Annotated in this window: 14 protein-coding genes; 2 read left to right on the plus strand and 12 right to left on the minus strand. The window is 65.6% G+C overall.

Going from position 1 to position 12817, the window contains the following annotated elements:
- The first annotated feature begins 1 nt into the window (after position 1).
- Positions 2–1240: a nucleoside deaminase gene (locus tag CR152_RS08390; RefSeq protein WP_099874509.1), complete on the plus strand. Its 1239-nt coding sequence runs from the start codon at positions 2–4 to the stop codon at positions 1238–1240.
- On the opposite strand, the gene CR152_RS08395 is transcribed toward CR152_RS08390, so the two are convergent.
- The 7 genes from CR152_RS08395 to CR152_RS08425 form a co-directional block, all read right to left on the minus strand.
- Entirely contained in the window at positions 1227–1619 is a 393-nt protein-coding gene (locus tag CR152_RS08395; RefSeq protein WP_099882098.1) for a VOC family protein, read from the minus strand. The genes CR152_RS08390 and CR152_RS08395 overlap by 14 nt on opposite strands.
- Positions 1620–1641: 22 nt before the next feature.
- Complete coding sequence (locus tag CR152_RS08400) at positions 1642–2073, minus strand: VOC family protein (RefSeq protein ID WP_099874510.1); 432 nt, start codon at positions 2071–2073, stop codon at positions 1642–1644.
- 102 nt (positions 2074–2175) lie between these two features.
- The gene (locus tag CR152_RS08405) at positions 2176–2940 is read right to left on the minus strand and encodes a LytR/AlgR family response regulator transcription factor (protein ID WP_099874511.1); all 765 of its coding nucleotides are present in this window, start codon (positions 2938–2940) and stop codon (positions 2176–2178) included.
- Position 2941: 1 nt separating this feature from the next.
- Positions 2942–3832, minus strand: coding sequence for a sensor histidine kinase (locus tag CR152_RS08410; protein WP_099874512.1), 891 nt, complete (start codon positions 3830–3832; stop codon positions 2942–2944).
- Between the two features lie 4 nt (positions 3833–3836).
- Positions 3837–4118, minus strand: a complete 282-nt coding sequence (locus CR152_RS33785; RefSeq protein ID WP_208640093.1) for a hypothetical protein — start codon at positions 4116–4118, stop codon at positions 3837–3839.
- Positions 4119–4255: 137 nt separating this feature from the next.
- Complete coding sequence (locus tag CR152_RS08420; protein ID WP_208640094.1) at positions 4256–4996, minus strand: carbon-nitrogen hydrolase family protein; 741 nt, start codon at positions 4994–4996, stop codon at positions 4256–4258.
- Positions 4996–5550 (minus strand): GNAT family N-acetyltransferase, encoded by a 555-nt coding sequence (locus CR152_RS08425; protein ID WP_099882100.1) that lies wholly within the window; start codon positions 5548–5550, stop codon positions 4996–4998. Before CR152_RS08425 ends, CR152_RS08420 begins: the two co-directional genes overlap by 1 nt.
- 205 nt (positions 5551–5755) lie before the next feature.
- Here CR152_RS08425 and CR152_RS08430 point away from each other — a divergent pair, with 205 nt between their 5' ends.
- Positions 5756–6217, plus strand: a complete 462-nt coding sequence (locus CR152_RS08430) for a hypothetical protein (RefSeq protein ID WP_099874513.1) — start codon at positions 5756–5758, stop codon at positions 6215–6217.
- 61 nt (positions 6218–6278) lie between these two features.
- Here the strand turns inward: CR152_RS08430 and CR152_RS08435 are convergent, their stop codons facing one another.
- The 5 genes from CR152_RS08435 to CR152_RS08455 form a co-directional block, all read right to left on the minus strand.
- Positions 6279–7568, minus strand: coding sequence for a hypothetical protein (locus tag CR152_RS08435; RefSeq protein WP_157778389.1), 1290 nt, complete (start codon positions 7566–7568; stop codon positions 6279–6281).
- The gene (locus CR152_RS08440; RefSeq protein WP_157778390.1) at positions 7565–9790 is read right to left on the minus strand and encodes a zinc dependent phospholipase C family protein; all 2226 of its coding nucleotides are present in this window, start codon (positions 9788–9790) and stop codon (positions 7565–7567) included. The genes CR152_RS08435 and CR152_RS08440 overlap by 4 nt, the downstream gene beginning before the upstream one ends.
- Before the next feature lie 130 nt (positions 9791–9920).
- On the minus strand, positions 9921–10610 hold the full coding sequence (locus CR152_RS08445) for an SIMPL domain-containing protein (protein WP_099874516.1): 690 nt from the start codon (positions 10608–10610) through the stop codon (positions 9921–9923).
- Between the two features lie 43 nt (positions 10611–10653).
- The gene (locus tag CR152_RS08450; RefSeq protein WP_099874517.1) at positions 10654–11337 is read right to left on the minus strand and encodes a TetR/AcrR family transcriptional regulator; all 684 of its coding nucleotides are present in this window, start codon (positions 11335–11337) and stop codon (positions 10654–10656) included.
- Positions 11338–11345: 8 nt separating this feature from the next.
- On the minus strand, positions 11346–12812 hold the full coding sequence (locus CR152_RS08455) for an aminotransferase-like domain-containing protein (protein WP_099874518.1): 1467 nt from the start codon (positions 12810–12812) through the stop codon (positions 11346–11348).
- Positions 12813–12817: the final 5 nt, after the last annotated feature.

Here is a 12817-nt window from a genome sequence, read left to right on the forward strand (position 1 = left end):
TTTGAAAAAAACCATCGATGTACAGGCCGCGGTAGCACTGGCGGCCAACGAGGCCATCGCCGCCAAGACCCAGGGAACGTTCGGGGTCGGCGGCGTGCTGCTCGACCAGCATGGCAATGTGCTCAAGTCGCTGCAAAACAACGTGGTGCGCGACGGCCTGATTTTCGATCCGACCGCGCACGGCGAGCGTCAGCTGATCGACTGGTATTTTGCCGAACGTGCCAAAGGGCGCGCTTTGCCTGCGCCCGAAGAAATCACCCTCGTCACCTCGCTCGACCCCTGCGCCATGTGCACCGGTGCGATCCTGTCGGCCGGCTTTAGCGTGGTCGTCGCCGCGCGCGACGCCAAGGCCGGCATCAACCACGACGCCAGCTTCACCTTTGCGAGCCTGCCCGCGGGCCTGCGCGGCCAAGCCGGCGCCAGTTTTTTCTACCCTGCGGTGAAAGGTGCTTCGCCGTTCGCGCGCGAGAGCGCCGGCGTCGTGCCCAAGTCGTTCTTCATCGGGAAAACCATCGCCGAAGCGACGCAAGCGCTTTGCTCGCTGGTGTTCGAGGCTACATCCGACAAGGTGCAGGTCCTGCTCAACAGCGACCCGCCGCGTGAGCAGTTGAAGGACCCCGCGCAACTGGCACCCGACCATCCGCTGGTACGCCAGCTCAAGACCCTGTACCCGCACGCGCTGGCCTACCGCTGCACGCCGCACCAGCCGGATGCGGGCCTGGCGCCCTACCTGCTTGATGCCGTCGCGCGCGACCGCCAGCAGGGCGGGGAGGGCGATGCGGTGGCCTTGCTCGACTCCTTCGGCAACCTGCTGCTGTGCTCACCGGGCCGGCGCGCGCTGTCGGCGATCTGCACGGCGTTCATGGAATGCACGCGCCAGTACGCGCAGCTGCGCTACACGCTGATGCAGGGACTGGACGCCGAGGCGCAGGCCGTGGTGCGCCAGTACCTCGCCCATCCGAAGGAAGGCACGTTCGTGTTCGCGCGCGGGCCGGACGCCAGCGCGCAGAGCTTCATGAACCTGGGCGCCTACGGTTCGACCATGGAAGGGCCGCTGCCGGCGGATAACCCGTCCCAGTTCCAGTATGTGAGCGCGTCGCTGGACGACGCGCAGCTTCAATCGATCTGCGCGCACATGCCGCCGCTGTACCGGGACGTCATCCGCATCCGCCCGGTACAGGTGGCCGACCAGGCGCTGGTGGCGGCGCTGGCGGAGCCGGTGCCCCTCATGCAGCCGTGATATCGGCCTGCATCATCCCGAACATATTCCCGTCCGGGTCCTTGACGTAGGCCAGCCAGCCGATCCCCGGCACCGCCATCTTGGGCACGCACACCACGCCGTGCAGCGAGCCCGATGCGGCTTTCGCCAGCGAGGCGTCGATATCTTCCACGTCGACCGTGATGACGAAGGCGTTGACGGCGGCCTGGCTGTCGGGCAGCGGGCCGCGGCGCGGCAGCAGGCCGCCGTTGATGCCCGGCTGGTCTTCCGGGCCGGTGTGCACCATCCAGTAATCGCCACCCTCCCATTTGTTGAAGGTCCAGCCGAACAGGCCATGGTAAAAGTCGATCATCGCCTGCGGGTTCGACGCCTGGATTTCAAAGTGGACTGCACGTGACATGGTGTGCTCCTCGATGGCTGCGCTATTCAAACGGGTCGTAGGTGCCGAAGGTCCAGACGTGGCCTTCCAGGTCGCGGCAGGTAAAACTGCGCCCGCCGTAGTCTTCATCCTTGATGTCCATGACGATCTGCGCGCGCGCCGAGATGGCGCGGTCGTAGACGGCATCCGCATCGGTGACGACAACGCAGATGGTCTGGGTTTGCGCGCCGCCGATCTCGTCGGGCTGCTTCATCAGCTTGCTGTACTCGGAATCGATGGCCGACGTCGAGCCCAGCATCACCATGCCGTTGCCGAATGACAATTGCGCATGGAGGATGGTATCGTTTTCGCCGGGGACCACGAGTTGCTTTTCGAAACCGAAAGTGCTGCAGAGCCAGTCGATGGCGGCCGGCGCGTTGCGGTAGCGCAGGCAGGGGATGATATTGGCGCGGGTTTGCTTGGGTGTGGATGACATGTTCCTTCTCCTGGGTAGGTGATCGGAAAAGCAGGGTATATGGTACTGGATTATTGGACATCCGGGTGCACATCCACGCCGCCATGCGCAGCGGGATGGGCCTTACATCTGCTGGAACAGATGCGTGTGGTTCCGGCTCACTTCCAGCAGCACCGGATGATTGCGCACCCTGAGCATCTGGCGTCCGCGCTCGTCGCGCGTGACTTCGGCGATGGCATCGACGCGCACCAGGGTGGAGCGGTGGATGCGCCAGAATTCGTCCGGATCGAGTTCGTCGGACAGCTCCTTGAGCGTTTTGCGGATCAGCATTTCGGCCTGCGCCGTCTGCACCAGGGTGTACTTTTCGTCGGACTGGAAAAACAGCACCTCGCGGGTGCTGATCATGCGCAGGTTGCTGCCAACCTGCGCCTGGATCCAGCGCAGGTACGCGGGCTTTTTCGATTCGCCCTGCTGCAGGAGCTGGGTCAGCTGGCGCAACTGCTCGCCGATATTCTCGGGCGCTTTTGTGAGGCGCGTGCGCAGCCGCTCGCAGGTGACGCGCAGGCGCTCGGCCACCACGGGCTTGAGCAGGTAGTCCATCGCGCCCTGTTCAAAAGCATCCAGCGCGTACTGGTCGTAGGCGGTCACGAACACGATGTGGCAGCGGTTGTATAAATGCCGCGCCGCTTCGATGCCGCCCTGGCCCGGCATGCGGATGTCGAGGAAGACGATGTCCGGCTGGAGCTGCGCCGCCATGGTGACCGCATCGAGGCCGTTCGATGCCTCGCCCACGATCGCCAGGTCCGGCCATACGTCGGCCAGGCGTGCGCGCAACTGGTCGCGCATGGGGGATTCATCGTCGACAATCAGGGCGCTGACAGTGGCCATTTCAGTTGGTCTCGTGAGAAGAATAAGGTACGCGCAGCGACGCCAGCGCGCCGCCTTCGACCGGCATTTCGATCACCAGTTCGGCGCGCGATCCGAACAGCAGCAACAGGCGCTCGCGGATATTCGCCAGGCCCACGCCATCGCCGGCGTGCATGTTAAAGCCGACACCATTGTCGCGCACATCGACATGCATGGCGTCGCCCACCAGGCGCGCGCCGACATCGATGCGGCCGCCCTCGATCTTCGGCTCCAGGCCGTGCTTGATGGCGTTCTCGATCAGGGTCTGCAGCATCATCGGCGGAAAAGGCATGTGCTCCAGCTGCGCCGGCACGTCGAAACTGACCGTCAGCCGTTCCTTCATGCGCGCCTGCATGATGGACAGGTAGGCGCGCGAGAGCTGGACCTGGCGCCCCAGCGTGCCGCCGCCGGCCGCGCGCATCTGCGGCAGGGTGGAGCGCAGGTATTCGATCAGGTGCATGTGGATGCGCGCGGCCTGCGGCGGATCGGTTTCGATCAGCTGGCCGATGAGCGCCAGGGTATTGAACAGGAAGTGCGGCTCGACCTGCGCCTGCAGGGTCGCCATCTGCGCTTCGAGCAGGCGCCGTTCGAGCACGGCGACGTTGGCTTCCTCGGTCGCTTCCCTGGCAGTCAGTTCGGCCTTGCGCTTGCCGCCGGCCAGCACTTTCACGGCGTACGACAGGATCACGTACCACACCGCCGGTTCGGGCAGGGTCAGCGCCAGCCCGAACGCCATGGCCAGGAACCAGGTGATGAACAGTTGCCGCCATTCCACCAATGCAAGCCAGTCGAAGAAGCTCCACCATAGCACCGTGGCTTGCGCGAGGGAATCGCGCAGGAAATCCATCACCTTGTTCAACTGGCTTGCCTTCACGCTGTTATTCGCCTTCTGTCTTCACGGGCGTGTAGGGCGTGGCCGGGCCGCGGGTGGCGCGGTCGCTGACGTAGCCGGTCACCAGCTTAATGATCATGAGCAACACAAACAGCGTCAGCACCACCGGCACGATGGTCAGCAGCATGGCCAGGCCGACGGCGCTGAGCAGCAGAGTGGGCCAGGACATGGTGGCGATGGCGCTCACGGCGTAGCGGGCTACCTTCCCCAGCGTGCGGCCGAGGTCTTCCATGCTGGCAAAAAAAGAGGTGAATGCAGGGTTGGTCATGTGCTTCTCCAGGGGAGGGTTGTCGATGGAGAGACTTTAGCAAGTGCCGCAGGATTGCTCTACCGCTGTCCGATGAAGTGCGTAAATTGGGTGGTGACCGGTTTGGAGAGGCGATAAACGGACGGCGGGGCAACGCTTCACGCCAGCGCGACGATCCTGCCGCCGTTATCGTCCGCAATCGCCAGCATCTCGCCCGGTCCCGGCGCGGCGATCACCAATTCCCCGCCGCAAGCCCAGATGGCACTGCGGCCGGCGCTTTCGTACCCGCCCGAGGCGTGCGCGTGATTGGCCATCAACACTCCCATCCCGAACAGCTTTGCGTAGCCGGCCAGCTGGCCGGTATCCTTGTCGTACCCGCCCGCGGAGATCAGTGAGCCGGCCACGTACAGCTCGGCGCCGGCCACCGCGGCGGCGTGCGCGTGCTGCTGCTGGCCGGTGTCGGCGCAAATCGCCAGCGCCACCTTCGTGCCGCGCACATCGTGCAGCTGGCTGATCGCGCTGCCCGCCGTGACGTGCTGCTCTTCGCCCGCGTGCAGGAAATGCTTGCGGTAGACGGACGTCCGCCCATCCGGATGTAAGGTGATGGCGCCGATGCCGGGCAGCGCGCCGGCATTTGCCAGCGGCGCGCCCACCACCACCGTCATGTTGGCGCAGGCGGCACGCTCGCGCAGGGGCGCCAGGCGGTCGTCGTCGGCCTTGAGCGCGCAGGCGGCCATGCCGGGTAGCTCGTAGCCGCTCAGTGACAGCTCGGGGAACACCAGCAGCTGCACGCCAGCCTCGCTGGCGGCATCGATAAAGGCGAGGTGACGTTTAACGTTGGCCGCGATATCGAGCGGCACCGACGCCGACTGCGCGGCCGCATAGCGCAGGCCCGCCATCAGCTGTTCTCCCAGCCGCGCCGCAGCAGGCCGTAAAAGACGGTGTCGCAGATTTCGCCGTTGACGATCCAGCGCTCCGGCATATAGCCCTCTTTTTGAAAGCCCATGCGCTCGAGCAGCTTGGCCGACGCCAGGTTGCGCGGGTCGATATCGGCTTCGATGCGGTTCATGTTCATTTCCTTGAACAGGTAGTCGAGGGTGGCGCGCATCGCTTCGCTGAGGTAGCCCTGGCCCCAGTGGGCGCTGGCCAGCGCGTAGCCGATTTCGCAGCGGCGGTTCTGTGCGTGGAAGGCGTGCGGTTTGATGGTGCCAATCAGCTTGCCCGTCTCGCGCAGGACGAGAGCGAGCTCCATGCTGCTGCCGCTGCTGTAGCCGTCAAGCGCGCGCGCAATGACGGCGTCGCCCTGCGCCGGATCGGTCCAGGCGGTGCCGCTGAAGTAGCGCATCACGACCGGGTCGGAGTGGATCGTGTACAGCGCTTGCGTATCGCTGGCGTGCAGAAAACGCAGCGTCAGGCGTTCGGTTTGTAGTGTGACGGGAGCAATTTCTGGCATGGGGCGGTTCGGCATGATGGGCAATTGGCAAGAATACACCAATGCTGCGGATCGGGTATCCCGGCTGTCGTCTTCCGGCACCGCTTGTTTCCTCTGTGCAAAAATAGCACGACATCATCCCACGCCGACCCAAGGCATCCTCCTACCCCTACGGATGGCTTACGGTGCAAGAATAGCTGTTCGTTATCTTCTTCAGGAGACAGGCATGAAAACCAAACTCGCGATTTCCCTCGTCGCTCTCATGGTCGGCGGCGCAGCATGGGCGCAAAGCCAGAGCGGCACCGCTACCAGCGGCAACAGCGGCACGAATGCGACCGCGACCAGCACGCGCGACGGCGCCGCCTTGGCCAATCCGGACCGCCAGCCTCGTAGCGGCATCAAACCGCGCCAGAACCGCGACAAGTCGCAGGAAGAGCGCGATGTGATCACCGATCCGCGCGACACGACGAACAGCAGCACCAGTGCCAACACCAACCCGGCGCGCGATGCGGACATGACCGGTACCACCGGCACTGAAATGCGCGGCTCGTCCGGCACCAGCGGCAGCACCGGCAGCAGCAATCCGCCCGTCACCGGCACGTCCGGTAACCGCGGCATGGACAGCACCGGCGCGGCCACCGGCACCTCCACCACCGACAAGAAGCCCACGGTGCCGCCGGTCCGCTGACCGGCCGCATGCGCCAGCGCCAGCCGCGCCCCGCATCGCCGATTGGCGATGCGGGGCGCTGTTACCGTCCGATCAGCACGACCGTATATCCCCCAACGATTTCTCCGCCAATCTTCTGGCGCACGCGCAGCACCTGCGCTTCGCCGCGCTTGATGTCGGCTATGCTGGCGTGGAAGGGGATCGCTTGCCGGTCGCACCCGCGCAGCACGTCCTCGGCCGGCAGCAGCAGCTTGCGGCGCGCCTCGAACGGAATGTCGCTCAGCCGCTGCCTGCGCGCCTGGCCGACGGTTGCCGGCAGCAGCCCATAGGCCACCGGGTTGGCGGGCGTGCGCAGGCCGGGATCGGCCAGGCCGGTGTAGAGCTTGAGCCAGTCCATGCTGTCCGGCGCGTCGAGGCTCGTCTCGATCCGGGCCGGCCCCGGGTTGGCCAGATAGCCCAGGTTCAGCGCCAGGTCGACCGCCGCTGGCGAGGACGAGGGAATGACGGCGATATTGCGCTGTCCGATATGACGGTCCGCCGGGGCCGAGAACTGGTCGGGCGAGACAGCGTCGAGAATCGGTTCATGCACCCGCACCACCAGGCATTCATGGCCGCCGTTGACAAAGGCCGGCACCCAGCTTTGCGGGCACTTGACGATGGCGTGGCAGCCGTGGCTCAGGTAGCGCCCATCCGGGCCGTTCACGACGCGCCATTCGGTGCCGTTGTTGAAGCGGTTGCCGAGGTCGACCCAGGTGGCGCCGATGAAGTTCGCTTCGGCGCGCGAGATGCCCAGCGTGGGATCGAACCAGTAGAATTCCACGCGCACCCGCAGCGCCGGCGCCTTGCCCAGGTTCCAGACGTGCGCATACAAGGTGTTGGGCGCGTTGGCGCGCGCAATGCCGCCCACCGTGGCCGGCTGCACCGGCGCGCTGGCCACTTCCTGGTTCGACACCACATAGATATCGGGCGACTCCCAGAACACGCCGTTCAATGGACGCGCGCCGTTGTCGCCGCCGTTGGCGCGGATCATCAGGAACGGCAGGAATTCATCCTTGCGTGGACCGAAGGTCGGGCCGTCCTTGAGAATGCCCTGCAGCTGGCCGCGGAACCACGGAATTTCAGCGGGGCTGCCTTGGGGCGGACGGTTGACGCTTTCGGGCCGCTGCGGCGCGGTCTTGACCACGGGCGGGGCGTCGGCTTGCGGCAGTTCCACCGTGCCGGGGAACGGGCAGCGCGGCGGCGGCGGGCAGACCGGCCCGCGCGGCGGCTGGCATGGATCATGGGCGCAGCGGCACTGCTGGCAAGGGCCGTGCGGCGCGCCGGGTGCGTGGCAAGTGCAGGCGCAGGCGCGTTTTTGGTCGGATGGTTTCATGATGCCCCCTTGTCGTTGGCGTTGACGTCGGCGTTGTTGTCGTCGCTCTTTGCGTCATGCGCGGCCCCGCGCGTCAGCGCCGCCAGGATGCCGGCACCCATATCCGCGACGCAGCCGGGATTGCGCACGCCGGCTTCGAGAAAGTAGATATCCAAAGGCTTCGTCGGATTGTGAAGTTCCGCGGGTTCGGCCTGCGACGGCCAGGTGCACGGCGGCTGGAACTTGAAGCCTTCGGGATCTTCAACGCCGGGGGCGGTGAGGCTGCGCGCGAAGTCCCAGGTGTGGTAGCCGTAGCCGCGGTCCGCATCCAGGTTCCAGTCGACCAGCGGCACGGCGGCACCGCCGGGCTGCGGATTCTGGCGCGAATTGAGCCAGATCAGATAACTCGAAAAACCGACCGCGTCGCCCAGGTGGCTGTTCGCGCGCAGGTCCGGGCCGACCGCATCGGCCGCCTGCGGCGTCGTTGCGCTTTCGAGCGCGTCGCGGATCTTCGGGTCCGGGCCCACGTTCTGGAACAGCACATCCGGGTTGGCGCGGCGCGGGTGCGGCCCGGCGAAGGTAGGCGCCAGTTCGACGCCCTGGTCCGCCGGGTACCGCCACGGGTGCTTGAATTCGTCCTCCGAATGCCGGCGCGGGTAGAGCCGGTCGCGGAAGGGCGTCAGATCGAGCACCGGCGTGTCGAAACCCGGCAGCACGTTGCCGACATCGTTCAGCACTCCGGCAAAGGCTTGCGCATCGGGCATGCCGACCGTGATCAGCCCGACCGTGATTTCATCGTCCATCGGCAGCAGGTAGCCGGACATGACCAGCACGGCGCGGAACGATTTGAGCAGGTGGAACAGCGGCAGTTCGAGCGCGTAGTACAGCCCGAGGCGCAGCGGGTAGGTAGCGATGTCGGCCAGGATCGCCCACGGCAGGCTCCCCAGGTATATCGCCACCTGCACGATGTAGAGCAGTATCTTGACGATCGAAAGGATGAAGTCGAGCAGGTCATCCCACCAGCTGCTGTCGTCATCGCCGGCGCCGGGGGCGCTGGCCTGCGGATCGTTAAAGGTGGGGAACTGCAGGTTGGGAAAAAGCTCGGGCGGTGGTGGCGGTTCGTGCGCGAAGCCGTCGACGGTGGTCATCTTGAGGAAGGTGAACAGCAGGCGGTAACAGGAGGCGACGAGGTCCTCGCCTGGTTTGCCGTCGTCCTCGCGCAGGATGCGCGGATGCGCGCCATCCTTGTAGTAGACCGCGGTGATGGTCTCGTGCAGCAGTTTGGCGATGGGGTCGGCCAGCTCGGAATCGACGTCGAGCAGGCGGCGCCGGGTCCAGTTTTCGCGCAGCGTATTGCCGCTCGGGTAGGCGGGGCGCGCCACGCCGGCGCCATCGTTTTCGCGGAAGGCGATGTCGAAGTACAGCGCCGATTCGCTCAGCTGCGGGTACTGGCCGCCGTGTGCCGGGCCGGCGCCGTCGCGCAGGTAGCGGAAGGCGTCCATGTGGTTCTCCACCAGGTGGTGGCGCTGCCAGTGCAGGCGGAACGGCCCGCCGGAAATGGCGTTCACCAGCGCATGGCCGGTAACGTCGGTGCCGACGTGCGTCATGTAGCCGAGCGCATAGGCGCGCGCCTTGTCCTGCTGGTCCTGGGACTCGAATCTGGCCGCCTGGTTCCACAGTTCGCGCGCGAACTGGCCGGTGCGGCGGTAGTGGAGCATGTCCGACCAGAGGAAGGCTTGTTCGTCGTAGCCTACGTTCAGGCCCAGCGAAAAATATTCGAACAGGTCCACGCGCGTGACGACGAAGTTTTCGAGCGCCGTGATCAGGATGCCGGACAGTTCGCCCGCGATATTGCCGACGCTCTCGGACAGGCCGCCGGTCAGGCGACTGAGTTCCTCGGCGGCGTTTTCGGTGATCGGCCCGAGATAGCGTTCATATTTTTCGATGTAGGGATCGAGCGCATCGTACAACCCTTCTAGCACGCGCAGCACGCCGATCAGGGCGCTCGATAGCGGGAACGGCCCCTGGTTGCGAAAATCCGGAAGGAAGAAAAACAGATCGGGGCCGATCGCGCCCAGGCTGGCGAAGTTGGGATGGCGCTGCATGATGCGCGCCAGTTCGGCGGTGTCGGCGCCGGTCCATTCGGGCTTGATGCGCGCGCTGCCGGCGGGTTTGAAATTGCCGCGAGCGAGCGCCTGGGCGGTCGCGCGCATGGCGCTGATGTGTATATACGGTCCGGGCATGATGCCCTCCACAAATGCGGTCGTCGGTCGGAATCAGGGGACTGGTTGGTCGTCTGCATTTGTAACGGTAGACCTGCGCTAGCGCGCCGCCCTGTGGCATCGCAAGGGCGGCGCAATTGATGAGATTGGCTTAAACGGCGGGCTTGCCAGTCTCGGCAGCAATAATGCCGAAGCGCACGCGATAGCGTATTTTGCTGATGCGTTTCGCGCCTTCGAGTTCGACGTAGGCCGGTTCGCCATCGCCCATCGAGGCCGCACCTGCCGCGTACATGCCGCCCCAGTTCTCATCGCCGTAGGCGCCGGAACGCCCGACCGCCGCCCCCAACTCCTCGACCTGCGAAATGAACGACAGCCGGACACCGGATTCCGATGCGATGAGCTGCGCCTTGCCGCGTGCATCGGCAAGCGCCGCCGCGTGGGCCTGCGCGCGCTCGTCGTCGGACGCTTCGAATTGCGGTGCGAGCATGGACACGCTCAGGGTGTAGCGCTGGTGCTCGAAAATCGGTTGCAGCGCGTCGAGCGCGGTGTACAGGCGTTTCGCTTCCGAACACGTAATCAGAATCTTGAACGCGCGTTCCTGCCCCGGTTTGTTTTTCTTCCAGAACCACGGCTGCCAGATGGCGTTGCCGCCTTCGCTCATTTCGTCGGGCGCGATGCCCGAGCTTTTGAGGACGCGAATGCAATCGTCGCGCAGCGCGCCGGCTTCGCTGATGGCGGTGTCGGCGTGCGCCGCGCGCACCGACAGCGACAGGTCGGCGCGGTAGGTCGTCACTTGTTCGACCAGCGAGGACTGGCCGGTTACTTCGATATAGGAATCCATGGTGGTGTCGTTACGCTTTCAGGAGGTTTGTCCGGGGCCGCAATCATACGTGAGCGCTGGCGCGCGGGTCGGCGATGGCCACCGCCGACAGCACCATATGGGTGATCGTGGCCTCGGCGTCGTCGAAATCCTTGCGCGAAAGCTGTTTGCGGTTCAGCACCAGTGCCATCTGCGCCGAAAAATCGGCATACGACTGCGTCATCGCCCAGATGGCGAACAGCAGGTGGGTGGCGTTGATCGGGCCGATGCGGCCTTCGCCGATCCAGCGCTCGAACACTTCGATATCCTTGCGCAGCAACGGCACCACGCGGCTCTGGATTTGCGGGCCGTACAGCTGCGCCCCGCTGATCACTTCCATCGCATACACGCGCGAGGCCCACGGCTGTTCACGCGAAAAACGCAGCTTGGCCTGGATGTACGCGCGCAGCACGTCGCGCGGTTCCTGGCTAGGGTCGCCCAGCGTGGCCATGCGCGCCAGCCAGTCATCGAGCACGCCATCGAGTACGCGCTCGTACAGCGCCTGCTTGGTGGGGAAGTAGTACATCAGGTTCTGTTTCGACAGGCCGGCCTGCTCGGCGATGGTGGCGATCGAGGTGCCTTCGTAGCCGCATTCGGCGAACACGCGCACGGCGACGTCGGCGATGTCGGCTTCGAGCTTGTCGCGATTGAGGACGCGGCGCTTGACGGCGGCGCTACGCGGTACGGTGACGGTCTTGGTGGCGGCCATGGTGACTTTCAGCGTTGCGATTGCAGGAACTGGATCAGCTGGGGCGCATCGGCGGCATACGCCACGTTGAAGCGGAACCAGATGCTCGGGGACGGGCGCAGCATGAAAAATTCGTATGGCGAGAGCAAAATGCCGGAGCGCAGCGCGCGGTCGGCAATCACCTTGCCGTTGAATTCCGGCGTGGGCGCCTCGGGCCAGCCGGCGCTGACGAACATGCCGCCGCGCGGCCGCGCCAGCGGCTCCATGCCCGCCTCGAACAGGCGTTCGATGGTGCGCTCGCGGCCCGACTGCAACTGGTCGGTCAGGCGTTCGAGCATGCGCTTGTAGGGCCGCGCGGAGATGGCATGGTACACCGCGCGCTCGTTGATCTCGGAGGTGGTCAGCCCGGTCAGCATTTTCACGCGCAGCAGTTCGGGAATGAGCGAATTCGATGCGCAGATCGAGCCGACCCGCAGCACCGGAGACAGGGTCTTGGAAAAGCTGCCGACCCGGATCACGCGCCGCAGGCCGTCCATGGCCGCCAGCGAAGCATCGCCGCCGGCGGCCAGTTCGCGGTAGATGTCGTCTTCCACCAGCCAGAAGTCGAACTGCTCGGCGGCCAGCAGCAGCCGGTGCGCCTGCGCCTGGGTGAGCGAAGTACCGAGCGGATTTTGCAGCACGGTGTTGACGAACATGAGCTTGGGCTGGAGCGCCGCCGCCTGCGTCATCAGGACCTCCATATCGAGTCCGTCCGGCCCGCGCGGAATGCCGACCGCGATGCAGCCGTGATGGCGGATCAGGGAGAGCAGGTTGCTGTAGCCCGGGTCTTCGACAAACACCGCGTCGCCTGGCTTGGTCAGCGTGCGCAGGATCAGGTCGAACCCGTGGGTGGCGCCGTGGGTGAGCAAAATCTGGTCCGGGCTGGCCGCGAACAGCTCGTCGGCGAGGGTGGCGGCCATGTGCTGGCGCAGGGTGGGAAAGCCAAGCGGATGGCCGTAGCCGCGCAGGCGGCTGGCCGGAATTTTCATCGCGTGGCGCACCGCGTCGAGCACCGTGTCGTCACCATACCATTCGGGCGGCAGCCAGCCCGCGCCGACCGGCAGCGCGTCCGACACGCCGGAATACAGTTCGGGCGTGAGGGCGTCGATGGCGGCGGGCGTCGCTTGCAGCGCCAGTTGCTGGGGCGCGCTGGCCGCCTCGCTGCGGGCGACGAAAAAGCCCGAGCCGCGGCGTGAACTTAACAGGCCAAGCGTGAGCAGGCGGTCGTACGACTCGACCACCGTGAAGGTGCTCACGCCATTACACTTTGCGAAGCGTCGAACCGAGGGCATCTTTGTACCCACGCGCAGTTCGCGCCGGTTTACCATCTGCGTGATGGCCGCGACGATCTGGTCGACCAGGCCACCGCGCTTGCTGCGCTCGATCGCCAGCACCGGCCAGCCATCTCCGCAATTGCCAGGAGGCACTTCCTCATGCAAAACGTCGCTGTCGTCCATCCACA

Source organism: Massilia violaceinigra (assembly GCF_002752675.1).
GTDB classification, from domain to species: Bacteria; Pseudomonadota; Gammaproteobacteria; order Burkholderiales; family Burkholderiaceae_D; genus Telluria_A; species Telluria_A violaceinigra.